This is a genomic window from Ruegeria sp. YKSF131 (assembly GCF_059612645.1).
This window is the reverse complement of record NZ_JBXWQZ010000051.1, coordinates 1-25,971: the sequence shown is the minus strand read 5'-3', so window position 1 is coordinate 25,971 and position 25,971 is coordinate 1. Positions and strand designations below refer to the sequence as shown.

Genomic DNA, 25,971 nt, shown 5'->3' with positions numbered 1-25,971 from the left:
CCCTTTCAACCGCTGGCACCGTATTACACCGGGCTAGGCGCATAGTTTTTCAACCAATCGCTGCATGAATTTATGACCGGCTTCGAATTGTTCAATCGTAACGAACTCATTCGGCTGATGTGCCTGCGCTATGTCTCCGGGTCCACATATCACGGCAGAATACCCGGCCTCCTGAAACTGGCCTGCCTCGGTCCCGTAACTGACCACATGGCTTGCGTTGTCTCCGGTCAGGGCGCGTACCAGTGCTTCGGCTTCACCATCCTCTTCCGGGATCAACCCCGGAATCGCGAAGTTTTCAGTCAGTTCGATGCGGGTATCCGGGTGAACGGCCTGCATCTGAGCCTCAATGTGCCGAACCTGTTCGAAATAGGCATCTCGCCATTGGGCCTGCGTTTCGTCGGGCACGGTCCGAAAATCCATCATGAACCGGCAGTCTTTGGCAGTAATGTTGTGGGCCGTTCCGCCTTCAATCATACCGACATGGCAGGTTGTCCAGGGTGGATCGAATACGGCGGCAACGGCACTGGGTTGCGCCGCCAAGTTCCGCGCGTTCTGCTGGTTGGCCCAGTCGATCAATGGGGCCGCTGCCATGATGGCGTTGACGCCTGTGTGCATGATCGAGCTGTGAACTTCGAACCCGACGATATGGGTGTCAAAGCCGAAACCGCCCTTGTGACCCGTTACCGCCTGCATCATCGACGGCTCACCTACGATCACCGCCGAGCCTTTGGGCAAAATGCCCTGCATTGCCTCGATCATCGGCGGCGCTCCGGTACACCCGACTTCCTCATCAAAACTCAGCGCAAGTTGGAGCGGTCGCCTCACATTTGCGTAATGCGCCTCGACCAGCGTCCAGATGGCAAGCGCATCAAATCCCTTCATGTCGCAGGTGCCGCGCCCGAAATATTTGCCGTCCTTCTCGGTCACGGTGAAGGGGTCGGTGTCCCAGGGTTGCCCGTCAACCGGCACTACATCCGTGTGCCCGGACAGCACAACTGAGCCTTCTTCCAAAGGGCCGACATGCGCAAAGATTGCCGTCTTATGCGGCTGATTCGGATCAGCCCAGCGGTGCGACGTGATCCCATGGCTTTGCAGGTATTCGTCCACCCAGTCGACCAACGGCAGGTTGGTGTCACGACTCACGGTTGGAAATGAGATCAGCTTGGTCATGATCTCAAGCGGCGTCAGGCGCTTGCCCATCGGGTCAGTACCCACTGTCTGTGGTCAGGATAAAGTGACCCGGTTCAACCTCTTGATATTGAGAGGGTTCCGGCTTGAAATCGACAGGGTGGATTGGTGACGGGATCGGTTTGAAGTTCAGGTCTTTTTCAGTCTTTCGCTTGTTCGGGTCAGCAATTGGAACTGCCTTCATCAACGCCTGCGTATAGGGGTGTTGTGGGTTTTCAAACACACGCGCACGCGGGCCCAGTTCCACGATGCGACCCAGATACATAACGCCGACATAGTGGCTGACACGTTCAACCACGGCCATGTCATGGCTGATGAACAGATAAGACAGTCCCAAATCGGATTGCAGTTCCATCATCAAGTTCAGAACCTGTGCCTGAACCGACACGTCGAGGGCCGAGACCGCCTCATCCGCGATGATCAGTTTGGGGTTCAGGGCCAGTGCGCGGGCAATCGCGATCCGCTGACGCTGCCCCCCGGACATTTCATGCGGGAAACGACGCATGAAGCTGCGCGGCAGCTGCACCTTGTCGAACAATTGTGCGACGCGGTCCTGCAACTCGGATCCCGACGCCACGCCATAGTTGCGCATCGGCTCGGCAACCTGATCGACCAATTGCATCTGTGGGTTCAGCGAGGCGAACGGGTCCTGAAAGATCATCTGCATGTCCAGCCGCGCCTTGCGCAGGCCGGACGGGTCCAGCTTCATGATATCGACACCGTCCAGATTGACCTCGCCCGCCATCGGCTCGACCAGCCGCAGGATCGAACGCCCGGCCGAGGACTTGCCGCACCCGGATTCGCCCACAAGGCTGAGCGTCTGACCTTTGTTCAGTGTGAATGACACATCCTCGACCGCATGAACGTTCGAGATCGTGCGCCGCAGAAGACCACCTTTGACCGGAAACCGCGTGGTCAGGTTCTTTACCGTCAACAAAACTTCTTCGGTTCCGGGGATTGGTGCAATTTTCTGCCCCTCGACACCCAGCAACTTCATCGGTTCGGGCGCCGACTTACCCTGCATTTCACCCAGCTTCGGCACTGCAGCCAAAAGCGCCTTGGTGTAATCATGCTGCGGGTTTTCAAAGATTTCCCTGACGGTCCCCTCTTCGACCTTGTTGCCGCGATACATGACGACAACACGGTCAGCCATCTGCGCCACAACCGCCATGTCATGGGTGATGAACATTACCGCCGTACCGGTTTCGCGCTTGAGGCGATCCATCAGGGCCAGGATCTCGGCCTGAATAGTCACGTCTAGCGCCGTGGTGGGTTCATCCGCGATCAGCAAGCGGGGTTCGCAGGCCATCGCCATTGCGATGACGACACGTTGGCGCATCCCGCCCGACAGCTCATGCGGGTACTGTTTCAAACGACGCTCAGGCTCGGGGATACGAACCTGGCGCAACAACTCAAGCGCACGGTCCTCGGCCTGTGACTTCGACATCTGCTTGTGGATGCGCAGACCTTCGGTCAACTGGCGACCAACGGTAAAAACTGGGTTCAGCGCCGTCATCGGCTCCTGAAAAATCATCCCGATCTCGTTGCCGCGAATCTGTTTCATCAGATCCGGATCGGCTTTGGACAGGTCCATTTCGCCCCCATCGCGGCGATCGAACAGAAGTTCACCACCCGCGATTTCGCCGCCTCCAAACTCGACCAGCCGCATCAGCGACAGCGACGACACCGATTTCCCCGAGCCCGATTCGCCAACGATACAAACGGTTTCACCCGGTTTGATCTCGAACGAGACATCCTCAACACCGACAACGGGGCCATCCTTCGTCTGAAACTCCACCCGCAGTTTTTTAATCTGTGCAATAGGCTGATCCAGCACGCGCGCGCTCCCTTGACGACGGTATTCTTTTTCTGAATTCCGAACGCTAAGGCGGGCCGCCGGGAAAAGTCAAACCCATTACACATTTTCGCGACGGCACTACTTGCAATTTTCTCAGGTTCTGTTTCGATACGCCATGTAACCGACCTGGGGAGGCGGCGCAGACTGAAATCGTTAGCGCTATTATCTTTGTTGATCAAAACCTTACCTTGGGGCGGCAACGCCAAACCCGCAGGCCTTGCGGAGATAATCGAGACACGAACGTGTCCAACTTGGGAGTAACTTATGAAAATCAAAACCCTTTTGCTTGGTGCGATTGCAAGCACGGCGATGGCCCCTGCGGCCTTTGCTGAGCGTGGATCGGACGGCAATGTCAGCATCATTTACTGGCAGGCTCCGTCGATCCTGAACCCGTACCTGTCCTCGGGCACCAAAGACATCGAATCGGCTTCGTTGGTGATTGAACCGCTCGGTCGCTATGACCAAGACGGGAACCTTGTAGCCTATCTCGCCGAGGATATCCCGACCGTGGAAAACGGTGGTGTTTCGTCGGATCTGAAATCGATCACGTGGAAGCTGAAATCCGGTTTGGTCTGGTCCGATGGATCGCCCGTGACGTCGGCCGACGTAAAGTTCACCGCGGATTATTGCATGCATCCGGAAGGTGGTTGCGCCCAGCTTGCCAAGTTTGAAGGCGTCGAAAGCGTCGAGGCAATCGACGATCTGACCATCAAGGTCAACTTTGCCGAACCAAAGCCGAACCCCTATGGCCCGTTCATGGGTGGTCAGTCGCCAATTATCCAGATGGCCCAGTTTCAGAACTGCATGGGCTCCAAGGCGCCTGAATGTACAGACCAGAACTTTGGCCCGATCGGAACCGGCCCGTTTGTTGTGGACGAATTCAAGCCAAACGACGTGATCACCATGTCGGCCAACCCGAATTATCGTGACCCAAACAAGCCCGCTTTTGCCACGCTGACCTTCAAAGGTGGCGGTGACGCAACGGCGGCTGGCCGTGCTGTGATGGAAACCGGCGAATTCGACTATGCGTGGAACCTGCAGCTGGCGCCCGAAGTCATCGAGCAGATGAAGGAAGGTGGTAAAGGTACTCCCATCGCGGCATTCGGGACCCTGGTTGAGCGGATCGAAATGAACATGACAGATCCGTCCCCCAGCCTGCCTGAAGGCGAACGTTCAACCGCCAAACATCCGCACCCAGCCTTATCGGAACTGGCTGTTCGCAAGGCCCTGTCGATGGCAATCGACCGTGATCTTCTGGTTGAGATTGGCTACGGTCAAGCCGGTCGCCCGACCTGCAACCTGGTACCGGCCCCGGCATTGTACGCAAGCGACAACACCGAGTGTCTGACGCAGGACATTGACGGCGCGAACCAGATGCTGGATGAAGCCGGCTGGGTGAAAGGCGCTGACGGCGTCCGCGCCAAGGATGGTGTAAGACTGTCGCTGGTCTATCAAACCTCGACCAACGCTGTTCGTCAGGACTTCCAGGCGCTGATCAAGGAATGGTGGAGCCAAATCGGTGTTGAAACCGAGCTGCGCAACATCAACGCGTCGGTCTTTTTCGGCGGTGACCCGGGCAGCCCGGACACATTCCAGCGTTTCTATGCAGACGTTGAAATGTACGCCAACAACTTCGATGGCACCGATCCGGAAAGCTATCTTGCGCAGCACACCTGTGACAAGGCACCCAAGCCGGAAAGCCAGTGGCAGGGTGAGAACATCAACCGTTACTGTGACGCCGAGTATGACAAGCTGGTGGCCGAACTGGGCCGCACCGGTGAGCTTGAAAAGCGTGGCGAAATTGCACGTAAACTCAACGATATGCTGACCAAGGACAGCTATGTCGTGGTTCCGCTGGTTGATCGTGGACGGGTCTCTGCACATTCCAACACGTTGGGTGGCGTGATCCTGAACACTTGGGACAGCGAGCTTTGGAACGTTGCGGACTGGTACCGCAAAACCGGCTCCTAAGCGTTAAACCTGCCAAGCCGCGCCCCGATCTTCGGGGCGCGGTCATTTGCAGGCCGTTCCAACAAGAAGACGCATCAACAAAGGCGCCTTTGAATGCTCAACTTTACAATCAGACGACTGGTGTTGGCGGTGCCCACACTGCTGTTCATCAGCCTCGTCATCTTCCTGCTGCTCGAGCTTGCCCCTGGCGACCCGATGGCACAGGTTCCGCTCACCGTTCCCCCGGAAGTCAAAGAGAAGATGCGCGAGGCGCTTGGCCTCGGCCAGCCGATGCATATCCGGTTCTGGAAATGGATCGTGCAGTTCTTCTGGATAGAACCACAGGTATTGGTCGACTCTGTATTCGGTACAACCTTCTCCGAAGGCGACTTGCGTGTGATTTCGTGGCAGACCCGCTCACCGGTCATGGACATCGTCGTTCAGCGTATCCCGCAGACCCTGTGGGTTGTCGGCACCGCCTATGTGGTCGCCATCCTGATCGCGCTGCCCATCGGCATCTATTCGGCCTACCGCCAGTATTCGTGGTTCGACCAGATGGGCACATTCGTGTCGATGGTTGGCTTTTCCGTTCCACCCTTCTTCTCGGGTGTTCTGGTGATCGTCATATTCTCGGTCCAGCTGGGCTGGTTCCCGTCGATCTATGACACCACGCTGGTGGTCAACAGCTGGGACAGTTTCGTTGTGCAACTCAAACAGATGATCATGCCGGTCATGGTTCTGGCCTTGCAGATTACAGCGCAGCTCAGCCGGTTCATGCGCGCGTCCATGCTGGATAACCTCAATCAGGATTATGTTCGCACCGCCCGCGCCAAGGGTCTCAGCGAATACACCGTGGTCATGGTTCACGTTCTGCGAAACTCGATGATCCCGGTGGTCACCGTGATTGCGCTGGGTATTCCGTCCATCTTTGGTGGCGCCATCATCACCGAGCAGGTGTTCAAAGTGAATGGCATCGGTCAGCTGCTGATCGGAGCGATTCAGGCCAATGATCTGCCGATGGTGCAAACCCTGACCTTCATCTTTGCCGTACTGATCGTGCTGTTCAACCTGATCGCTGACGTACTTTACGGCATTCTGGACCCGAGGATTCGATATGACTGATCATGATCGTACCGATACACTGGTCCCGGACGAAGGATTTGCACCTGCCTCGACAGCCTTGCCAACGGCCGGCGTGATGGAAGAACTGGCCACCCCTCCCCGCAGCCAATGGCGCGATGTGTGGGATCAGTTCAAGACCCACAAAGGCGCAATGGTCGGTGCGATCCTGTTTATCATCATCGTCGCCGGTGTTTATTTGGGCCCGTATCTGTGGAGCATCGATCCAACCCAGATCGATATCCGGTCGCGCAATCAGGGCCCCAGTTGGGCGCATCCCTTTGGCACCGATCAATTGGGTCGCGACATTCTTGCGCGCATGATGTCGGGTGGTCAAACCTCAGTCTCGGTTGGCATAACCGCGATGTTGCTGGCGCTGTTTCTGGGATCGTTCATCGGCGTTCTGGCAGGATTCTTCAGACGGCTCGATGGGCCGCTGATGCGCCTGACCGACCTGTTTCTGGCCCTGCCCCTGCTGCCTTTGCTGCTGGTCATGATGCTTCTGTTCCGCGAGCCCCTGTCAGCGGCTTTTGGGCTGGAGCGCGGGATATTCATCCTGATCGTCTGCGCCATCGGCATCACCTCATGGATGCCGACTGCGCGGATCGTGCGCGGTGATGTGCTGGCCATCAAGGAACGTGAATTCGTTCTCGCCGCGCGCTCCATCGGCACCAGCAACAGCCAGATCATCACGCGGCATATCCTGCCGAACGTTCTTTCGCCAATCATGGTGTCGGCAACGCTGGGGATTGCCACAGCGATCATCACCGAAAGCGCGCTGTCCTTCCTTGGTTTGGGATTCCCGCCCGACTTCCCGACATGGGGCCGCCTGTTGTTTGATGGTGTCGACTATCTTCAGCAATACCCCGAGCGTGTATTCTGGCCCGGTCTGGCAATCTCGCTGACGGTGCTGAGCGTCAACTATCTGGGTGACGGTCTGCGCGACGCGCTGGATCCCCGCATTCGCGGACGCTGAAACAAGTTTAGTCGGCGCGCCTCAGCGCGCCGGCCAACAGCACGATCAGAACGGCCAATGGCAACAGCACGGCGAACGCCAGACGCAGGCCAAACAGTTCCGCCAAAAATCCGATCAGCGGCGGCCCTATCAATAACCCGCCATATCCCAGCGTAGCTACACTTGCGATGGCTTGCCCCGGCGGGACAAGCGGATCGCTGGCTGCACGGCTGAACGCCAGCGGCATGATCACCGCATACCCTATGCCCATCAGCGCAAACCCCGCCAATGCGGGCAAAGGCGCGACCGAAGAAACCACAGCGAAAACGCCCAACGCCGCGCTGATCCCGCCGAACCGGGCCGTCGCAGCGGGACCAAACCGCATAATGACAATCGCGCCTGCTAGGCGAAACGCCACCATCGTCACGGAAAACACGGCATAGCCCAATGCGGCAACACTTTCGGGCGCCCCGGAAACGTCTCGCAGGAAAATCGCGCTCCAGTCTGCGACGGCGCCTTCACCCAATGCACCGCACATGGCCGCGAATCCGACCAGTATCAGCGCGCCCGAGGGCAAAGCAAAACCCGAGCTTTGCGACCGCTCGGACCGTTTCGACGTCCAGCGCACCCACGACAAGGCCAGCGCGAAGGCAACAACCGCGCCACCCGCCAATAGGAAATGCACCAGAACCGTCAGCCCCATCTGAACAGCCACGTACCCGCTGAGCGCGCCAAGACCGGCCCCAAGGCTCCACATGGCGTGGAATGACGACATTACAGGTTTGTCATATGCCTGCTCGACCTCGGCGGCCCAGGCATTCATCGCCACATCCATCGATCCGTGAAAGGCGCCAAAAACAAACAAACATAACGCCAGTGCCCAAAACCCGCCAGCAACAGCAAGCAGGACCAGCGACAGCGTGTACAGAACGGCCACAATCCGGGTTATCGCAACTGCGCCATACCGATCCGTCAACCGCCCTGTGACCGGAAACGAACAGACGGCCCCGGCCGCCATAAACAACAACCCGTACCCCAACGCATCATGGGACAGCTCCAACCTGTCGCGCACGGCTGGTATGCGCGAGGCCCAGATTCCGAACAAAGCCCCGTTTAGGATGAACATGGCCGCAACTGCCCGCCATGCCGAGAAAACACCAATCAACAGAGAACCTCGTGCTATCTGCCCGCCTCACCCGTTCTACAGGTTGGGCGCAAATTGGCAATTGCAGCTTAACCCAGGCGTTTGCGGATGCGCCGAACGGCGAACCATACGCCCGCTACAACCGGGATCGTCGCCGCCGCCGTCAGCATTCCCTTGCTTATGCCGGCGGCAGTCAACGGATACAGAAGGTAGCCGACAAGTGAGACCGCGTAATAACTGATGGCCACCACAGAAAGGCCCTCAACCGTGTGCTGCAAGCGCAAGGCAAGATCGGCCCGACGATCCATACTTTCCAACAGGGCCTGATTTTGTGCACTCCGCTCGACGTCCACCCTTGTGCGCAACAACTCACCCGCACGTATGGCCCGGTCAGACAGCGCCTGCAGGCGGCGTTCTGTTGATTTCACGGTACGGATCGCAGGGTCATAACGGCGCATCATGAAATCGGCAAAGCTTTGGCCGCCTTCGAACCTTTCCTCGCGCAGGACATCGATCCGCTGATTGACCAGCGCCTCGTAAGCGCCGGTCGCACCGAATCGGAACGAACTGCGGGCCGATATGGTCTCGAGCTCGGTCGATATGGCCAGCAATTGAGGCAACAGCGCATCTGGTGGGGTGGTGTCATCCGTCATTTCAACCATCAGCTTCGCCAGCTGGGCATCCAGTTCCTCGATCCGGGGGGCCAATTGTTTGACGCGGGCAAAGCCAAGCATCGACATCGCCTTGTATGTCTCGATCTCGCACAGCCGCTGGATGATACGCCCTGTGCGGCGCGTGCCCGTGCCTTCGGTCACGAACAAAGCAAAACGCATGTGACCAGCCGGGTCGATACGGAAATCACTGGCGCAAATTGCCGAAGCATCCAACACCCGCGACACCGCCAGACTTTCAGGTTCGAACCAATCAGCCAGAGCGACCTTTACAGCCGCATCTTCCGGGCGCGGCACCACCCGCATCAGCAGCGAGGTGATCCTCTGGCCCGGGCTGGCCATCAGCCAATCCGGGGGAAAAACTTCGAAATCAGCCGGGTTGAAGGGACGGCCGCTGACGTTCGGCACAATCGCCGTATACGTGACAAACTCAGTGTGCTGCTCCCATTTCAGCCAATGGCGTCCTATCTGCCCGGCATAATGCGTGGCCCCCGGCTGCGGATGTTGCGCCCCATGTCGGTCAAGCAGATCGATCAGATGGGCAATATCCTGACTGCGGTCCCGAGCGACGGCTGCTTCAGGCTTCTTGATCGCAAGAAAGGCGACCGTGCACGGCGTATCGGCGGCCGGAAACGGGCGGGCATGAAGTTCATTTGCCAGCGCATAGCGCAGCGGGTGATCATCGATTGGCGTCATTCCGAGGCTCCGATAGCGGTGTCCGCACTATACGTCACAACTCGGATACATCAATTCTTATTTTATTTCATATACTTACACGAATACAAAGGTATACAAACCGACTATCTCATTGATTTGGCTGCCACAGCTCGATCGGATTTCCCTCCGGATCGTGAAGCCGAGCGAACTTTCCGATCTCGCTGTCCCAGTCTGGGCGGGTCTCAACAGAGATTCCGGCAGCTTCGAGCTGCTGTATCATCGCGCCCAGATCATCGACCCGAAAATTGATCATCCATTGCTGATCCGGGTTTCCGAAATACTCAGTGTCTTTAGCGAAAGGCGCAAACACCGTATACCCTTCGCGCTGCTTCCAGGGCACCGGATCATAGTGGTTTACGCCCAGATGTTCTTCGTACCAGCGGCTCAACGCCTCAGGATCACTGGCCCGAAAGAATACGCCCCCTATACCGTTCACTTTCTGCATGTTTCGCTCCTACCACACGGCATCGAGTATATCACAACCCGCCCGCTTCATCTGGCCATAAATATCCTGGGGGTTTGGGGGCAAAGCCCCCAACAGCACAAAAAAAGAAAAGGGCGCCCAAAGGCGCCCTTTGCAAATGGATCAAACCGGTTAATCACTCGATCATCGGCAGCAGCTTGTCCAGAGACGCTTTGGCGTCGCCATAGAACATGCGGGTATTTTCCTTGAAGAACAGCGGGTTTTCGATACCCGAATACCCTGTACCCTGACCACGTTTTGACACGAAGACCTGCTTGGCCTTCCAGCATTCCAGAACTGGCATACCGGCAATGGGACTGTTGGGATCTTCCTGCGCCGCAGGGTTCACGATGTCGTTCGAGCCGATAACGATGGCCACATCCGTGTCCGGGAAGTCATCATTGATCTCGTCCATTTCCAGAACGATATCATAGGGCACCTTCGCCTCGGCCAGCAGCACGTTCATGTGACCCGGCAAACGACCCGCGACCGGGTGGATCGCGAAACGCACCTCTTTACCTTTGGCGCGCAGCTTACGGACCAGTTCACTGACCGATTGCTGTGCCTGCGCAACCGCCATCCCGTAGCCGGGAATGATGATTACACTGTCGGCATCGTTCAAGGCTGCAGCCACGCCATCAGCCTCAATAGCCACCTGCTCTCCCTCAACAGCCATCTGTTCACCCTGCGGGCCACCAAAGCCGCCCAGGATCACGCTGACAAAGTGACGGTTCATCGCCTTGCACATGATGTAGGACAGGATCGCACCGCTTGAGCCCACCAGCGCGCCGACCACGATCAGCAGGTCATTGCCCAGCGAGAAACCAATCGCCGCCGCGGCCCAGCCCGAATAGCTGTTCAGCATCGACACAACCACTGGCATGTCCGCGCCACCGATGCCCATGATCAGGTGATAACCGATGAACAGAGCGGCCAGGGTCATCAGGATCAGCGGCAACAGCCCGCCAGACGCGGTGTACCAGATCAGACAGATCAGCGAGAGGCCCGCTGCCGCCGCGTTCAGCGCATGACCACCGGGCAGCTTTGTCGCCGCCGAGGTCACTTTGCCCGCCAACTTGCCATAGGCCACGACCGAACCGGTAAAGGTGATCGCACCGATAAAGATACCAAGGAACAGTTCCACGTGCAGGATTGCCAGTTCGGCCGGTGTCTTCTTGGCGATCAGTTTGGCAAATGTGCCCAGATCATGCAGATCCGCCTCTTTCGCCGTATCCGCAATCGCCATGACCTGTGCCACGTTGCCGATTTCAAAATGTGCATTGAAACCCACAAACACAGCGGCCAGACCGACGAGTGAATGCATCGCGGCCACCAGCTGCGGCATCTCGGTCATCTGGACGCGCTGCGCCACGTATTGACCGATCAGACCGCCGCCAATGATCAGCAGGATCGACAGCAGCCACAGGCCAGAACCGGGGCCAACCAGTGTGGCAAAGACCGCCAGCGCCATGCCGACGATGCCGTACCAGACCGCGCGCTTGGCGCTTTCCTGGTTCGACAACCCGCCAAGGGAAAGGATGAACAGAACAGCCGCAACAACGTAGGCGGCAGTGGTGAAGCCAAATTCCATGTGCCCGGCCTCCTTAAGATTTCTGGAACATGGCGAGCATGCGCCGGGTTACGAGGAAGCCGCCGAAAATGTTGATCCCGGCCATGAAGACGGACAGCGCCGCCAGCAGAATGACCAGGAACGACCCCGATCCGATCTGCATCAACGCCCCAACGATAATGATCGACGAGATCGCGTTGGTGATCGCCATCAGCGGCGTGTGCAGGCTGTGCGAGACATTCCAGATCACCTGGAAGCCAACGAAAATGGCCAGCACGAAGACGATGAAATGCTGCATGAAGCTGGCCGGGGCAACCAGCCCCACCAGCAGCATCAGCGCGCCACCAACACCCAAAAGGGTGAACTGCTGCTTGGTCTGCGCCTTGAAGGCCGCAATCTCCTGCGCCTTTTTCTCTTCCGGGGTCAGTTCCTTGACCTCGGGCTTTTTCTGCGCCGCAATCGCCTGAATCTTGGGCGGTGGCGGCGGGAAGGTAATCTCACCCGCATGGGTCACGGTTGCGCCGCGGATCACGTCATCTTCCATGTTGTGATTGATCTGACCGTCCTTCTCGGGCGTCAGGTCAGTCATCATGTGACGGATGTTGGTTGCATAAAGCGACGAGGATTGTGCCGCCATCCGGCTGGGGAAGTCTGTATAACCGATTATGGTCACGCCATTATCGGTTACGACTTTCTCATCCGGCACAGTGCCTTCGACGTTACCGCCACGCTCGGCTGCAAGGTCGATGATGACCGAACCCGGCTTCATCGCCTTGACCATATCCTCCAGCCACAGCTTGGGCGCCGGACGGTTGGGGATAAGGGCGGTGGTGATCACGATGTCCATCTCGGGCGCAAGTTCGCGGAACTTGGCCAGCTGGGCGTTGCGGAATTCTTCCGACTGGACCGAGGCATAACCGCCTGTGGCCGCGCCATCCTGCTGCTCTTCTTCGAAGTCCAGATAGACGAACTCCGCCCCCATCGATTCGACCTGTTCGGCCACTTCAGGGCGCACGTCGAACGCGTAGGTGATCGCGCCCAGCGACGTGGACGTCCCGATTGCGGCCAGACCGGCCACACCGGCCCCAACGATCAGCACCTTGGCAGGAGGAACTTTACCGGCGGCGGTCACCTGACCGGTGAAGAAACGGCCAAAGTTGTTGCCTGCCTCGATCACGGCGCGATAGCCCGCGATATTTGCCATCGACGACAGCGCGTCCATCTTCTGCGCACGCGAGATGCGTGGCACCATCTCCATGGCGATCACGTTGGCGCCCTTGGATTTGGCCAGCTCCATTCCTTCTTCGTTGCCCGCAGGATTGAAGAACGAAATCAGGGTCTTGCCCTTGGTCAACCGTTTCAGTTCGGCCTCAGTCGGGATCCGAACCTTGGCAATGATATCCGCGGTCTTCCACAGCGACGCTGCGGTCTTGACCACCTCAACGCCTACGGCCTCGTATGCGGCATCCGAAAAACCGGCAGCCGCGCCCGCGCCTTTCTCGATCAGGCACTCATAGCCCAGCTTCTGCAATTGCACGGCCGAGTCGGGCGTCATTGCAACCCGGCTCTCACCGTCCAGTATTTCCTTTGGCGTGCCTATCTTCACTGGCAGTCCCCCTAATTTTTACTCTGTCCGAGCGGGTGGTCGGTATTCTTTGTTAAGCAAAGATGTATCCTGCGCAACATTATTTCGCAAGTGCAGCATTTTTTACGTGACATCACGAAATCAGCCACATTAGATCCAACGCCGCGTCTTGCGTTCGTAGCGTGCGAAATCCGTGCGGAACTGCCGGCGCAGGCGGTCTTCTTCCGGCAGGATAAACCGGCGCTCCAGCACCCAGACGAAGACTGGAACCAAAACCAGTGACAACACGGCGTCAAACCGCAGGATCAAACCCGCAAGAATCAGAACGTCACCGACGTAGATCGGGTTTCGACTGCGTTTGTAGATGCCCGTTTGCACCATCGCGGTCGGTGTCTCATGGGGAATGACGGTTGTTTTGTGGCGGCGAAACTCGACAATGGCTAGAACGGCCATCAGAAGGCCGCCGCCGATTAGAACTCCGCTGAGAAGGTCGGTCAGGCCACTCTCAAGAGACAGACCCAGCGCCATGTATCTGGCTTGCGCCCATGCCAGCGCCGCGAAAGCGATCAACCAAACCGGCGGTACATCTATCCAGCGCATTCCAATCCCTCATGAGCGACGACAGTGTCGGGTATATGTCGCTTCTGACCGACGTCCTACCGTTTTTCGGCCAGATTGGCAAAAGACCAGTATGTCGCATCGATAGACAGACATGTCAGGATCGGCTACCCCAAATGCAACAAAAGACGACCACACAAGTGAGTGAACCTTCATGACCGATTTTGCAGCAACCAAAGCCATGTTCGACCTGCCCGAGGGCGTGATTTATCTGGACGGCAACTCGTTGGGTCCGCTGCCTAAAACGGCTGCGTCTCGTGTGCAGAACATGCTGACCGAGGAATGGGGGCAAATGCTGATCACCGGCTGGAACAAGGCCGGTTGGATGGGCCTTCCCACTGGGCTTGGAGATCGAATTGGCCGCCTGATCGGTGCCGAGCCGGGCAGCGTCGTGACCGGCGACACCCTGTCGATCAAGGTTTATCAGGCCGTGTCCTCTGCTCTTGAACTGAACCCGACCCGCAAGGTTGTGCTTTCCGACAATGGGAACTTTCCGTCAGACCTGTACATGGTCGATGGCCTGCTGCGATCCCTTGGGGGCGCATACGAACTGCGCGTCGTCGACCCGCAGGGCGTCGCAGATGCAATCACAGAAGAGGTCGCGGTCCTGATGCTGACCGAAGTGGATTACCGTACGGGCCGGATGCACGACATGAAAGCGCTGACGGAACTGGCCCATGCCAATGGTGTCGTGACGGTTTGGGATCTGGCGCATTCCGCAGGTGCTATCCCCGTTGACCTTGCAGGGTGCAATGCCGATTTCGCAGTCGGGTGCACTTATAAATACCTCAATGGCGGCCCCGGTGCGCCCGCTTTCATTTATGTTGCGCCCCGACTGGCAGATAGTGTGCGCCCGGCCCTGTCCGGCTGGCTGGGGCACGAAGCGCCCTTTGCCTTTGACCTGGACTATCGGCCCGGAAGCGGGATTGAGCGTATGCGCGTTGGAACACCTCCGATCATCCAAATGACCGCACTTTCGGCGGCCATGGATATCTGGGATATGGCCGACATGGCGGATGTGCGCGCCAAATCCATTGAATTGACCGAGCTTTTCATCTGTCGGGTCGAGGCGACCTGCCCCGACTTGCAATTGGACAGCCCGCGTGTTCCCGAGCAGCGTGGCAGTCAGGTTTCATTCCGCTTCAAGGAAGGCTACGCCGCGATGCAAGCGCTGATCGCGCGTGGTGTCGTCGGAGATTTCCGCGCACCTGACACAATGCGGTTTGGTTTCACGCCGCTGTATATCGATGAAAGTGATGTCGAGCGTGCAGTCGGGATTCTGGCGGATGTCATGCAGAACAAGCTTTGGGACACGCCCGAGTACAAATCCCGACAGCGCGTTACCTGATTTCCAGCCCGGCCCCGATCAGGGCCGCCAACTGGTTGGTGCGCCTTTCAAATTCCTCGGCGTCTGACGCAGTCAGCTTGATCCCCTTCAGCGTGACCGTAAGTGTTTTCGCCGTCTCTTCAGGCGTGTCGAACAGGCGAACGCGGCCAGTATCCTGCTCTCGCCTCAGCCATTCGGCATAAAGCGCGGCAAGTTCCCCTTCGCCCCGCTCGACAATATCGATGGCCATGGATTTGGTTGTGTCCAGCATCTCAAGCCCATGCGGCGACGCCAAAATCGCAGCCATACCCTCGGTCTGGGCATGGATCGCCTTCCTGGCAATGTCCGAAACCGAGCCTTCGCCGTTCAACGCCTCGGCCACCGCTACGGTCTTTTCCTCGTAATGCCGTTCGGTCAGCTTGCGAACGATCGCTTCCTTGTTCCTGAAATACAGATAGACCGCTGGCCGCGACATCCCTGCACCGCGCGCAATGTCATCCATCGAGGTCTTGCGGAACCCGTATGCGGAAAAGGCCTGAAAAGCAGATGCTAGGATCGCTTTCTGCCGGGATTCGTCACTCGTATCTTTCATAAGAAAATCTCTGACATTCTTTGTTTAATTTGTCAATTGACAGACTGACACTTTACAACCATTATGTCAGCACCTTCCACAGATACAAAAAGGTGCGCCATGGCGACGGCCCTGAAGATTAACGGAACTCCCCATCAGATCGACCTGCCGGATGATGTCCCCCTGCTTTGGGTTCTGAGGGATGAGGTTGGCCTGACCGGCACCAAGTTCGGCTGTGGCGTCGCCGCTTGCGGGGCCTGTACGGTTCATATCGATGGCGAGGCCGTACGCTCATGCCAGGTGGCGCTGTCGAATGTCTGGGGCGAGGTGACCACAATCGAAGGCGTCGGAACGCCAGAAGCGCTGGCTACGATCCAGCAGTCCTGGGCTGATCATCAGGTGGCGCAATGTGGCTATTGCCAGTCGGGCCAGATCATGCAGGCCGCTGCCCTGCTTGCGCAAAACCCTGCGCCCACGGACGCAGAGATCGATGAGGCGATGCAGGGAAACCTGTGCCGCTGTGGCACCTACCCTCGCATCCGGGCCGCGATCCACGACGCAGCATCCAAGTTGAAGGAGGCATAAGAGATGGCTTCTGTTGGCAAAATTTTCCGCCGTACGTTCCTGATCGGCTCAGCCGCAATTGTTGGCGGCGTCGCCTTTGGCGCGTATTATGTCACCCGCCCTGCCCCCAACCCGCTGAAACCGAAAGAAGGTGAAGCGACACTGAACCCCTTCGTGCTGATCGATCAGAATGGCGTCACCCTGTTCGCGCCCCGTGCCGAGATGGGACAGGGCGTGAAAACCACGTGGGCCGCGCTGATCGCCGAAGAACTGGATGTCGATCTGGATCAAATCACCGTCCTGCACGGTCCGGCAGCAACCGCCTATTACAACTCAGCCATGATGGGCGAGGGACTGCCAAACAAGGGCTACGACATCTCGGACTTCCAGCACAACTTAGGTGAAGCACTGGGTGTTCTTGGCAAGGCCCTAAGCCTGCAAGTCACAGGCGGCTCAACCTCGATGAAGGACGGGTTCGAGAGGATGCGGCAAGCCGGCGCTTCGGCCCGTGAAACGCTGAAACGCGCCGCCGCTGATCGGTTGGGGGTCGCGCCCTCAGACCTGAAAACAGCTTCAGGCCATGTCATCGCCCCGAACGGTGACAAGATCGCTTATACCGATCTTGCAGTGGAAGCGTCCGGACTGGAACCCGTCGAGGTACCTTTGCGAGACCCGTCCCAATGGCGTTATCTGGGCCGGACACAACCGCGACTGGACATGATGGGCAAAGTGACAGGCACTGCCGAGTTTGGCATCGATGTTCGCCTGCCCGGTATGAAATTTGCTGCCGTGCGCATGAACCCCAAACTGGGTGGCGCGATGAACAGCTTTGAAGACAGTGCTGCAATCTCCATGCCCGGGGTCGAGAAGGTTGTTGATCTGGGCACTGGTGTTGCCGTGATCGCGAACAACACATGGCTGGCCAACCAGGCGGTTGAGGCTGTTGAGATCGACTGGGGCGATGCGCCATATCCACCTGATACGGACGGCATTTTCTCAAAGATTGCCGAGGCGTTTGACGACGCGCCGAACTCGACTATGCGCGACGATGGCGATGTCAGCATGACGCCGGATGGCGCGACCGAGATCACTGCCGAATACCAAGTGCCCTATCTGGCGCACGCCACGATGGAGCCGATGAATGCCACCGCGCTCTATACCGGCGATGCTCTGGAGCTGTGGTGCGGCAATCAGGCCCCGACGCTGATCCGGTTTCGCGCTGCGAATACCGCAAATCTGGACACTGAGGCTGTTCAGATTCACACCACCTATCTGGGGGGTGGGTTTGGCCGCCGGGGTGAGCTGGATTTTGGGGAAATCGCCACCAAGGTCGCGATGGCCGTGCCTGGCATACCGGTCCAGACAACCTGGAGCCGCGAAGAAGACATGCGTCACGACTACTTCCGCCCCGGCGCCATCGCCCGGATGCGCGGCGCTGTTCAGGACGGCAAAGCCGTTCTCATTGACGGCAAGGTTGCGGCACAGTCCTGCACGCAACAGGCGGTCGAGCGTTACACCGGCTTCCCTGGAGGCGGACCCGACAAAGTGCTGGTCGAAGGGTTCTTCAACCAACCTTACGCCGTGCCAAACTACCGGATGAGCGGCCACGTCGCTGATCTGGCTGTCCCGGTAGGCTTCTGGCGTTCGGTCGGCAACAGCCACAACGGCTTTTTCCACGAGACCTTCATGGACGAATTGGCCCATGCCGCAGGGCGCGACCCGCTGGACTTCCGGCTAGAGCTAATGAGAACCGAACACGCCCCGTCTGCCGGATGTCTGGAAGCGGTCAAGGAAATGTCCAACTGGACCGGGAAAACACCTGACGGCGTAGGCCGTGGCGTAGCCTTCACCTACAGCTTCGGCACGCCGGTGGCTCAGGTTATCGAAGTTGTCGACGAAGACGGTGCCATCCGCATTCACAAGGCCTGGATCGCCTGCGACATGGGGCTGGCGCTGGACCCGGAAAACGTCAAGGCGCAGATGTTTGGCGGCATGATGTATGGCCTGTCTGCCGCATGTTTCGGCGCGATCACCTTTGCCGGCGGGGAAGTCGAGCAGTTCAACTTCCCCGACTATGACGCCCTTCGTATGCATACTGCGCCACAAGTCGAGGTGCGCGTTCTGGAAACCAATCGCCATATGGGCGGCGCTGGTGAGCCCGGCACGCCCCCCTCGATGCCCGCACTGGGCAACGCTCTGTTTGATCTGACCGGCAAACGTGCGCGCAGCCTGCCGCTGGTCAATCAGTTCAACCTGCTGGTCTGATTGCCATTTACCTTCCCCTTCACCGGCCCGTCGCGCACCCGCACGGTCCGGTGCCCAAGTCAGGCTGATTTCTGAACTGCCTGACAGGCAATCCCCGCCGCCCATCCCCGCACAGCCATGCCGAAGGCTTCGAACAAGGGGCGTGAAACCGGGTCGTTGATCGCATCCCATTCGGGATGCCATTGCACGGACAGCGTGAAACCGGGCGCATCCTTGACATAAATTGCCTCGGGCGTTCCGTCCGGCGCATGCCCATCGATCACCACACGCTGTCCGATGCACTTGATCCCCTGCCCGTGCAGCGTGTTGGTCATGACCTCCTGCGCACCAAACAAGTCGTGGAACACACCATTTTTGGTCAGTTTCACAACATGGCGCAGTGCAAATTTTTCCTCAAGTGTACCATCGGGCGGCATCCGGTGGTTCATCCGCCCCGGCAAATCGCGAATTTCCGGATAGAGCGTTCCGCCCATGGCCACGTTGACCTCTTGAAATCCGCGGCAAATACCCAGAAACGGCTGACCCCGGTCCACACAGGCCCGAACCAGCGGCAAGGTGATTGCGTCACGCGCGCGGTCAAACTCTCCATGCGCCTCGGTTGCAGGTTCACCATATTCTTCGGGATGCACATTGGGGCGGCCGCCGGTCAGAAGGAACCCGTCGCAAACCTCCAGCAACTCCTCAACCGATACATATCGGGGATCGGCGGGGATCAGCAGCGGCAAACATCCCGATACGTTCGCCACAGCGTCAGAGTTCATCGTCCCCCCTGCATGGGTCGGGTATTGATCGTTCATGAGGTATGAGTTGCCGATAATACCAACAACGGGTCGAGACATTCCGCTTTCCTTGTTATTCATCCCCTTGGAAAGGAAGCTAACCGCAGCTTCACAGTCGTGCAAGAATACACCTCCTGCGTGACAGCGCAGGGACGTGTTCAGGGGTGCACAAATTTTCTCCCGACATTCAGTCCAGTCCCGGCACGTTTTCCCAGCACCAAACTTCAAGTTGGGAACATGCGCCAAGTCATTACTTTGACGGAGCTGCTCTCTTTGGTCGGATCTATATCTCTCCGTCCAACCCGGCGGCCTCAATTCCCGCCATCGCAACGGCAGCATCGTTTTCTGACGTGTCGCCGGTCACCCCTACGGCACCGATCACGTCCCCTTTTCGCCCCCGCAGCAAGACCCCGCCCGGAACTGGTACGACCTGCCCGCCATACACTCCGTTTACCGCCGCCATAAAGTAGGCTTGCGCCTCGGCCCGCTGCATCTGTGCCGTGCCCGCCATACCCAGCATGACAGAGCCATATGCCTTGCCATGCGCAATCGCAAAGCGGCCCGGTGCGGCATCATCCTCGCGCTCGAACGCGATGACGTGGCCGCCTGCGTCCAGAACAACCACTGAAAGTGGCTTCAGCTCCATCTCGCGGCCTTTCTCAAGTGCTTTGCGGATAATGGTACGGGCTTTGCGAAGGGAAACTTCCATGTGCATTCCTGTGTCTGCATGTCGAAAGAAGAAAAGGGGGGCGGATCGCCCCCTTCGTTTTACGCTGTGGCCGCCTTCAATTCCAGACGGCGCGCGTGCAGGACCGGCTCGGTGTAGCCCGAGGGCTGCACACGACCTTTGAACACAAGGTCACAAGCCGCCTGAAAAGCGATTCCGTTAAAGCCCGGCGCCATCGGGACATAACCCGGATCACTTGCATTCTGGCGATCCACGACAGCCGCCATTTTCTGCATCGCAGCCATCACCTGTGCCTCGTCGACAATGCCATGATGCAACCAGTTGGCCAGTGCCTGAGACGAAATTCGGCAGGTCGCACGGTCTTCCATCAACCCGATGTCATTGATGTCGGGGACTTTGGAACATCCCACGCCCTGATCGACCCAACGCACGACATAGCCCAGAATGCCTTGTGCATTATTCTCGACCTCGCGCGAGATTTCTGCGTCGCCAAGATTGCGCCCCCCCAGCAGGGGAATGGTCAGCAAATCGTCAAGTGTTCCTCGGGCACCCGCCATTGCGATCTCGTCCTGACGGGCCAGTACGTTGACCTTGTGGTAATGTGTGGCGTGCAGCGTCGCAGCTGTGGGCGACGGCACCCAGGCGCAGGTCGCACCAGCCAGCGGGTGACCGATCTTGGCCTCAAGCATGTCGCCCATCCGGTCCGGCATCGCCCACATGCCTTTGCCAATCTGCGCCTTGCCTTTCAGGCCACAGGCCAAACCGATATCGACATTGCGGTCTTCATAAGACGCAATCCAGGGCGTGTTCTTGATGTCGCCCTTGGGCAGCATCGGCCCGGCCTCCATCGAGGTATGAATCTCATCCCCCGTCCGGTCCAGGAAACCGGTGTTGATAAAGGCGACGCGCGATTTCGCGGCGCGAATGCACTCTTTCAGGTTTACCGACGTGCGGCGCTCCTCATCCATGATCCCCAGCTTTACGGTGTTGCGCGGCAGACCCAGAATGTCTTCGACCATGTCGAAAATCTCGACCGCAAAGGCAACCTCTTCCGGCCCGTGCATCTTGGGCTTCACAACATAAACCGACCCTTCGACCGAGTTCCCCCCATCCCGTTGCAGGTCATGCATTGCGATCAGAGTGGTGCAGAGTGCGTCCATCAACCCTTCGCCAATCTCGCGCCCTTCGGCGTCCAGAACGGCCGGGTTCGTCATCAGGTGGCCGACATTCCGCACCAGCATCAGCGACCGGCCTTTCAGGGTCGCCTGCTCACCTGTCGGTGTGGTGAAAGTCAGATCCTCTGCCAGCTTGCGGGTAAACGTGGTGTCGCCCTTGGTGACGTCTTCGGTCAGATCACCCTTCATCAGACCCAGCCAGTTGCCATAGGCAACGACCTTATCCGCCGCATCAACACAAGCGACCGAGTCCTCGCAGTCCATAATCGTTGAAAGAGCGGATTCCAGCCGGACGTCTGCTATACCTGCGGGATCAGAGGCACCGATGGCTCCAGTCGGATCGATTATGATCTGAATATGCAGGCCATTGTTTTTCAGAAGCACAAAAGCCGGCTTGTCTGCCGCGCCACCGAAACCAACAAATTGATCGGGGTTTGCCAGTGCCGGGGAAAGAGCACCTTCTTCGACATGCAGTCCCGACACGTCGGCCCAAGACCCACCAGCCAGAGGTACAGCGTCATCCAGAAAGGCTTTCGCCCATGCAATCACCCGTGCACCGCGCGCCGCATCATACCCACCGCCTGTTGGCAGATCGCCTATCGCATCGGTGCCATAAAGCGCATCATACAGGCTGCCCCATCTCGCATTCGCCGCGTTCAGCGCAAAGCGTGCGTTGGTGATCGGCACAACAAGCTGCGGCCCCGGTGTCAGAGCGATCTCGGGGTCGACATTCGTTGTTTCGATCTGGAAATCCGCGCCTTCATCGACCAGATAGCCGATTTCCTTCAGAAATTCCTGATAGTCAGTGGGATCAATGCTCTGACCCTTGCGCGCAATATGCCAGCCATCGATGCGCCCTTGTATTTCGGCCCGCTTGGCCAGAAGCGCGCGGTTTTTCGGCCCCAGTTCAGACACCAGTCGCGCCAGACCCGCCCAGAAATCCTGCGCCGACACACCCGTACCCGGCAATGCCCGCGTCTCGATAAACTCTGCCAGTATTGGATCGATCTGCAGCCCGCTCAGGGTTTGTCTGCCACTCATCTTCCTGCTCTCCTGCGATTGTGTGCCATTGTATGCGTAAGTGACTTAGGCCGAAAGTTTCCGATAGGCAACTTTCGACTTTGCGTTAGGGTTATTCGGATCGAACGGAAGCTGTTTCAAAAACAACAAGGGAATGGCGGGGGCCAGTTGCAGCTCTGGAACGATGCCCCTAACGTCGCGCCAGACACGAACCGATGCGAGGCCCCCATGCGCGACGCTGCCCCCACCACGATCTTCCTGAAAGACTACACTCCATTTGGTTATCTGCTGGACAGCGTGCACCTGACCTTCGATCTGTCGGCACATGCAACACGGGTCACGTCGCGTATCGCGTTTCGTCCAAACCCCGACGCCTCCGACCGCACCTTTTTCCTGCATGGCGAGGATCTGAACCTGATCCGCGCCTCCATTAACGGAACCGAAGTTTCGCCTGACGTCACGGACAAGGGCCTGACCGCCGATGTCCCCGACGCTCCGTTCATCTGGGAAGCCGAAGTTGAGATCGATCCGGGCAACAACACGGCGTTGGAGGGGCTTTATATGTCGAACGGCATGTATTGCACCCAGTGCGAGGCGGAGGGTTTCCGCAAGATCACGTATTACCCGGATCGCCCCGATGTCATGTCCACCTTTACCGTGCGTATCAATGGCGACCTGCCGGTTCTGCTGTCGAACGGCAACCCCTCGGGCAAGGGCGAAGGATGGGCCGAATGGACCGACCCGTGGCCCAAGCCTGCCTATCTGTTTGCGCTTGTCGCTGGGGATCTTGTGGCCCATCCCGACCGGTTCACCACCAGATCAGGCCGGGATGTGGCGTTGAACCTGTGGGTACGCCAGGGGGATGAGGGCAAATGCGCCTTCGGAATGGAGGCGCTGAAGAAGTCCATGAAATGGGACGAAGATGTCTATGGCCGGGAATACGATCTGGACGTCTTCAACATCGTCGCCGTCGATGACTTCAACATGGGCGCGATGGAAAACAAGGGGCTGAACATCTTTAACTCTTCGGCTGTTCTGGCCAGTCCTGAAACCTCGACCGATGCCAATTTCGAACGGATCGAGGCGATCATCGCGCATGAGTATTTCCACAACTGGACGGGCAACCGCATCACCTGCCGCGACTGGTTCCAGCTGTGTCTGAAAGAAGGCCTGACCGTCTTCCGCGATGCACAGTTCACATCCGACATGCGCTCGGCCCCCGTAAAGCGCATACACGACGCCATCGACCTGCGGGCGCGGCAATTCCCCGAGGATAACGGCCCGCTCTCGCACCCGGTCCGGCCCGAAAGCTTTCAGGAGATCAACAATTTCTACACGGCCACCGTTTACGAAAAAGGTGCCGAAGTGATCGGCATGTTGAAACGGCTGGTCGGGGATGAGGCCTATGCAAAGGCGCTGGACCTCTATTTTGACCGCCATGACGGGCAGGCCTGCACGATCGAGGATTGGCTGAAGGTGTTCGAAGACACCACAGGCCGCGACCTGACCCAGTTCAAACGGTGGTACAGCCAATCGGGCACGCCGCGTTTGACCGTATCTGAAGATTGGGCCGACGGGACCTATACCCTGACACTGAAACAGCGCACCGATCCCACACCGGGTCAGGCAGAGAAACTGCCCCAGGTGATCCCGGTCGCTGTTGGCCTGCTGGGGCCAAACGGGGATGAGGTCCGCACGACTGAAGTGCTGGAACTGACAGAGGCCGAGCAGAGCTTTCAGTTCACCGGGCTTGCGACAAGGCCCACAGCTTCGATCCTGCGCGATTTCTCGGCACCGGTCATTCTGGAACACGATCATTCAAACGCCGAACGCGCGTTTCTGCTGGCGCATGACACAGATCCGTTCAACCGCTGGCAGGCTGGCAGATCGCTGGCGCAAAACACCTTGCTGCGGATGATCTTGGACGAGGCAACCCCAGACGCCGATTACCTTGACGGGCTGCTGGCCGTGCTGCGCGACGACACGCTGGACCCGGCCTATCGCGCCTTGATGCTTGGGCTGCCGACGCAATCCGAACTGGCTGCGGCTTTGCATGAACGCGGTCACACGCCAGATCCGATGGCAATCTGGTCGGCGGTCGAAACGCTGCGGCAGGCCACGGCACAGCACGTGCAGGATCTGCTGCCCCGTCTGCACAGCGAGGCGTTGGTGGATGGCCCCTACAGCCCGGATGCCGAGCAATCCGGAAAACGCGCCCTTGGCAGCGCGGCACTGGCGCTGACTTCTCGTCTGGACGGAGGGGCAATGGCGGCCACTGTGTATGCCAAAGCGGATAACATGACCCTGCAACTGACCGCCCTGTCCTGCCTGCTGCGCGCCCGCAAGGGCGAGGCGCAGCTGGCCGCCTTCTATGACCAATGGCAGCATGACCGGCTGGTCATGGACAAATGGTTTGGCTTGCAGGTGACCATGGCCGCACCAGAGGCGACACCGGAAGCAGCGAAGGCATTGACCTGGCATCCCGACTTCAACTGGAAGAACCCGAACAGGTTCCGCGCTGTCATGGGCGCGCTGGCGATGAACCACGCAGGGTTCCACCAGCCGGATGGTGCCGGGTACAGCCTGCTGGCCGATTGGCTGATCCGCCTTGATCCTGTGAACCCGCAAACCACGGCACGGATGTGTTCTGCCTTCCAGACCTGGAAACGGTACGACGCCGGGCGTCAGGACCTGATGCGCGCACAATTGTCCCGCATTGCGGAAACTCCGAACCTGTCGCGCGACACGACGGAAATGGTATCCCGCATCCTCGGCGCATGACACCCTACAGCTTTACCCGTCGCAACCGGAACACGCGAACACTGGTCATTCTGGCAAGCATCTACGCGACCCTGCTGGCTCTGGTCATCCTGTTCGACGCGGCTTGGTGGGTTGTTGGCCTGCTGTCTCTGGCCACCCTCCCAGCGCTATGGGACGTGATCCAGAACACCAGCGCCGGGGTGCAGCTGGACGCGGATGCAGTGTGCTGGTTCACGGGTAATCGTAAGGGCGACATCCCAATGCGGGATATCGACCATTTCCAATTTGACACCCGGTGGGACTTTTCCGTTCGCGTATCCATCGTCCTGAAATCCGGGAAACGAATCCGGCTGCCAGATGAGTCTCTGCCTCCGCATCGGGATCTGGAAGCCATTCTGAAACAGGCAGGTTTTCGCGTAAACCGTCATCATTTCACTGTTTTCTGAAACACTGCGTGATCTACGGACGCATTGGACACAAAAAACAAAGTTTATTGAGCAAATCACTTGAATTGAGCCTGATACCTCGCCAGACTTCAGACTCAGTTAAGTGTTTTTACAGTTTTGAGTTTTACCATGTTTCGGTCGTTAAGGGCGTTGTTTGCCCAGCCCATATCCAATCCCACGGACGCCTCAGAAGATCTGTGCGCAACGAAATCTGCGCTGGCCGCTGCCCTGCCTGAACATGGGCAGCTCAACATTCCTGTGGCGACATCGAATTGCGACAATCTGATTGGACATTCTACAATCGAACATGGGCGCTATCTGGCCAGACAGGACCGCTGGACCGAGTTGTCCGAAGAAATGCGTGCAGCGGATCAGGATCGTGCCGCCGTATCGGATGGTATGCCGATTGCCGATCTTTTGGCGTTCGGGGCCAGATCTGACGTGATTCTGGCTGCGGAACATGCGCTGTCGGACGGCAAGGCCATATCTGATTACGATTTGCTGGGTGGTATTTCGGAACTGGAAGGCGAGTTGTCTG

The 25,971-nt window shown here is 58.4% G+C and carries 20 protein-coding genes and 1 pseudogene; 9 read left to right on the top strand and 12 right to left on the bottom strand.

Going from position 1 to position 25,971, the window contains the following annotated elements; genetic code table 11:
- Window positions 1–33 precede the first annotated feature (33 nt).
- Both argE and AC2FLZ_RS16475 read right to left on the bottom strand, forming a co-directional pair.
- A complete protein-coding gene (argE, locus tag AC2FLZ_RS16480; protein ID WP_496882433.1) occupies window positions 34–1,200 on the bottom strand; it encodes an acetylornithine deacetylase in 1,167 nt (388 codons plus the stop codon).
- Window positions 1,201–1,204: 4 nt separating this feature from the next.
- Window positions 1,205–3,025 carry an ABC transporter ATP-binding protein gene (locus AC2FLZ_RS16475; RefSeq protein ID WP_480622276.1) on the bottom strand — a complete coding sequence of 607 codons (1,821 nt, stop codon included), beginning with the start codon at window positions 3,023–3,025 and terminating at the stop codon, window positions 1,205–1,207.
- Between the two features lie 285 nt (window positions 3,026–3,310).
- Here AC2FLZ_RS16475 and AC2FLZ_RS16470 point away from each other — a divergent pair, with 285 nt between their 5' ends.
- From AC2FLZ_RS16470 to AC2FLZ_RS16460, 3 genes are all read left to right on the top strand, one after another.
- On the top strand, window positions 3,311–5,017 hold the full coding sequence (locus AC2FLZ_RS16470; protein ID WP_480476033.1) for a peptide ABC transporter substrate-binding protein: 1,707 nt from the start codon (window positions 3,311–3,313) through the stop codon (window positions 5,015–5,017).
- Between the two features lie 93 nt (window positions 5,018–5,110).
- Window positions 5,111–6,118, top strand: coding sequence for an ABC transporter permease (locus AC2FLZ_RS16465; protein ID WP_209504480.1), 1,008 nt, complete (start codon window positions 5,111–5,113; stop codon window positions 6,116–6,118).
- Window positions 6,111–7,091, top strand: coding sequence for an ABC transporter permease (locus AC2FLZ_RS16460; protein ID WP_480476031.1), 981 nt, complete (start codon window positions 6,111–6,113; stop codon window positions 7,089–7,091). Before AC2FLZ_RS16465 ends, AC2FLZ_RS16460 begins: the two co-directional genes overlap by 8 nt.
- Window positions 7,092–7,098: 7 nt before the next feature.
- On the opposite strand, the gene AC2FLZ_RS16455 is transcribed toward AC2FLZ_RS16460, so the two are convergent.
- The 6 genes from AC2FLZ_RS16455 to AC2FLZ_RS16430 all read right to left on the bottom strand — a co-directional run bounded on the left by AC2FLZ_RS16455 (window position 7,099) and on the right by AC2FLZ_RS16430 (window position 13,820).
- Window positions 7,099–8,196, bottom strand: a complete 1,098-nt coding sequence (locus AC2FLZ_RS16455; protein WP_496882429.1) for an MFS transporter — start codon at window positions 8,194–8,196, stop codon at window positions 7,099–7,101.
- 107 nt (window positions 8,197–8,303) lie between these two features.
- Window positions 8,304–9,581, bottom strand: a complete 1,278-nt coding sequence (locus AC2FLZ_RS16450; RefSeq protein WP_480493829.1) for a DUF3422 family protein — start codon at window positions 9,579–9,581, stop codon at window positions 8,304–8,306.
- A gap of 109 nt (window positions 9,582–9,690) precedes the next feature.
- A complete protein-coding gene (locus AC2FLZ_RS16445; RefSeq protein ID WP_480516348.1) occupies window positions 9,691–10,047 on the bottom strand; it encodes a VOC family protein in 357 nt (118 codons plus the stop codon).
- Window positions 10,048–10,201: 154 nt separating this feature from the next.
- Window positions 10,202–11,656, bottom strand: a complete 1,455-nt coding sequence (locus AC2FLZ_RS16440; RefSeq protein ID WP_480476023.1) for an NAD(P)(+) transhydrogenase (Re/Si-specific) subunit beta — start codon at window positions 11,654–11,656, stop codon at window positions 10,202–10,204.
- A gap of 13 nt (window positions 11,657–11,669) precedes the next feature.
- Window positions 11,670–13,241: a Re/Si-specific NAD(P)(+) transhydrogenase subunit alpha gene (locus tag AC2FLZ_RS16435; protein ID WP_480516346.1), complete on the bottom strand. Its 1,572-nt coding sequence runs from the start codon at window positions 13,239–13,241 to the stop codon at window positions 11,670–11,672.
- 129 nt (window positions 13,242–13,370) lie between these two features.
- Window positions 13,371–13,820, bottom strand: a complete 450-nt coding sequence (locus AC2FLZ_RS16430) for a methyltransferase family protein (protein ID WP_480516344.1) — start codon at window positions 13,818–13,820, stop codon at window positions 13,371–13,373.
- Between the two features lie 172 nt (window positions 13,821–13,992).
- On the opposite strand from AC2FLZ_RS16430, the gene kynU reads away from it, so the two are divergent.
- A complete protein-coding gene (kynU, locus tag AC2FLZ_RS16425) occupies window positions 13,993–15,186 on the top strand; it encodes a kynureninase (RefSeq protein WP_480554096.1) in 1,194 nt (397 codons plus the stop codon).
- Here kynU and AC2FLZ_RS16420 read toward each other — a convergent pair.
- A complete protein-coding gene (locus AC2FLZ_RS16420) occupies window positions 15,179–15,757 on the bottom strand; it encodes a TetR/AcrR family transcriptional regulator (RefSeq protein WP_480554095.1) in 579 nt (192 codons plus the stop codon). The genes kynU and AC2FLZ_RS16420 overlap by 8 nt on opposite strands.
- A gap of 99 nt (window positions 15,758–15,856) precedes the next feature.
- Between AC2FLZ_RS16420 and AC2FLZ_RS16415 the strand changes: the two genes are divergently transcribed.
- On the top strand, window positions 15,857–16,321 hold the full coding sequence (locus tag AC2FLZ_RS16415) for a (2Fe-2S)-binding protein (protein ID WP_480516338.1): 465 nt from the start codon (window positions 15,857–15,859) through the stop codon (window positions 16,319–16,321).
- A 3-nt stretch (window positions 16,322–16,324) separates the two neighbouring features.
- Window positions 16,325–18,565: a xanthine dehydrogenase family protein molybdopterin-binding subunit gene (locus tag AC2FLZ_RS16410; protein WP_496882428.1), complete on the top strand. Its 2,241-nt coding sequence runs from the start codon at window positions 16,325–16,327 to the stop codon at window positions 18,563–18,565.
- A 59-nt stretch (window positions 18,566–18,624) separates the two neighbouring features.
- On the opposite strand, the gene AC2FLZ_RS16405 is transcribed toward AC2FLZ_RS16410, so the two are convergent.
- The 3 genes from AC2FLZ_RS16405 to AC2FLZ_RS16395 form a co-directional block, all read right to left on the bottom strand.
- The gene (locus AC2FLZ_RS16405) at window positions 18,625–19,404 is read right to left on the bottom strand and encodes a gamma-glutamyl-gamma-aminobutyrate hydrolase family protein (protein WP_480516334.1); all 780 of its coding nucleotides are present in this window, start codon (window positions 19,402–19,404) and stop codon (window positions 18,625–18,627) included.
- Between the two features lie 223 nt (window positions 19,405–19,627).
- On the bottom strand, window positions 19,628–20,053 hold the full coding sequence (locus tag AC2FLZ_RS16400; protein WP_480481817.1) for a GlcG/HbpS family heme-binding protein: 426 nt from the start codon (window positions 20,051–20,053) through the stop codon (window positions 19,628–19,630).
- Window positions 20,054–20,112: 59 nt separating this feature from the next.
- The gene (locus AC2FLZ_RS16395) at window positions 20,113–22,248 is read right to left on the bottom strand and encodes a malate synthase G (protein ID WP_496812048.1); all 2,136 of its coding nucleotides are present in this window, start codon (window positions 22,246–22,248) and stop codon (window positions 20,113–20,115) included.
- A gap of 207 nt (window positions 22,249–22,455) precedes the next feature.
- On the opposite strand from AC2FLZ_RS16395, the gene pepN reads away from it, so the two are divergent.
- From pepN to AC2FLZ_RS16380, 3 genes and pseudogenes are all read left to right on the top strand, one after another.
- Entirely contained in the window at window positions 22,456–25,008 is a 2,553-nt protein-coding gene (gene pepN / locus AC2FLZ_RS16390) for an aminopeptidase N (protein WP_496882427.1), read from the top strand.
- On the top strand, window positions 25,005–25,433 hold the full coding sequence (locus AC2FLZ_RS16385; RefSeq protein ID WP_480554091.1) for a hypothetical protein: 429 nt from the start codon (window positions 25,005–25,007) through the stop codon (window positions 25,431–25,433). The genes pepN and AC2FLZ_RS16385 overlap by 4 nt, the downstream gene beginning before the upstream one ends.
- Before the next feature lie 129 nt (window positions 25,434–25,562).
- A pseudogene (locus AC2FLZ_RS16380) lies at window positions 25,563–25,971 on the top strand (hypothetical protein); the annotation flags it as partial.

Coding starts and splice junctions, on each gene's coding strand:
- argE (WP_496882433.1), bottom strand. CDS start 1,200: ATGGGCAAGCGCCTGACGCCGCTTGAGATCATGACCAAGCTGATCTCA.
- AC2FLZ_RS16470 (WP_480476033.1), top strand. CDS start 3,311: ATGAAAATCAAAACCCTTTTGCTTGGTGCGATTGCAAGCACGGCGATG.
- AC2FLZ_RS16465 (WP_209504480.1), top strand. CDS start 5,111: ATGCTCAACTTTACAATCAGACGACTGGTGTTGGCGGTGCCCACACTG.
- AC2FLZ_RS16460 (WP_480476031.1), top strand. CDS start 6,111: ATGACTGATCATGATCGTACCGATACACTGGTCCCGGACGAAGGATTT.
- AC2FLZ_RS16455 (WP_496882429.1), bottom strand. CDS start 8,196: ATGTTCATCCTAAACGGGGCTTTGTTCGGAATCTGGGCCTCGCGCATA.
- AC2FLZ_RS16450 (WP_480493829.1), bottom strand. CDS start 9,581: ATGACGCCAATCGATGATCACCCGCTGCGCTATGCGCTGGCAAATGAA.
- AC2FLZ_RS16445 (WP_480516348.1), bottom strand. CDS start 10,047: ATGCAGAAAGTGAACGGTATAGGGGGCGTATTCTTTCGGGCCAGTGAT.
- AC2FLZ_RS16440 (WP_480476023.1), bottom strand. CDS start 11,656: ATGGAATTTGGCTTCACCACTGCCGCCTACGTTGTTGCGGCTGTTCTG.
- AC2FLZ_RS16430 (WP_480516344.1), bottom strand. CDS start 13,820: ATGCGCTGGATAGATGTACCGCCGGTTTGGTTGATCGCTTTCGCGGCG.
- kynU (WP_480554096.1), top strand. CDS start 13,993: ATGACCGATTTTGCAGCAACCAAAGCCATGTTCGACCTGCCCGAGGGC.
- AC2FLZ_RS16420 (WP_480554095.1), bottom strand. CDS start 15,757: ATGAAAGATACGAGTGACGAATCCCGGCAGAAAGCGATCCTAGCATCT.
- AC2FLZ_RS16415 (WP_480516338.1), top strand. CDS start 15,857: ATGGCGACGGCCCTGAAGATTAACGGAACTCCCCATCAGATCGACCTG.
- AC2FLZ_RS16410 (WP_496882428.1), top strand. CDS start 16,325: ATGGCTTCTGTTGGCAAAATTTTCCGCCGTACGTTCCTGATCGGCTCA.
- AC2FLZ_RS16405 (WP_480516334.1), bottom strand. CDS start 19,404: ATGTCTCGACCCGTTGTTGGTATTATCGGCAACTCATACCTCATGAAC.
- AC2FLZ_RS16400 (WP_480481817.1), bottom strand. CDS start 20,053: ATGGAAGTTTCCCTTCGCAAAGCCCGTACCATTATCCGCAAAGCACTT.
- AC2FLZ_RS16395 (WP_496812048.1), bottom strand. CDS start 22,248: ATGAGTGGCAGACAAACCCTGAGCGGGCTGCAGATCGATCCAATACTG.
- pepN (WP_496882427.1), top strand. CDS start 22,456: ATGCGCGACGCTGCCCCCACCACGATCTTCCTGAAAGACTACACTCCA.
- AC2FLZ_RS16385 (WP_480554091.1), top strand. CDS start 25,005: ATGACACCCTACAGCTTTACCCGTCGCAACCGGAACACGCGAACACTG.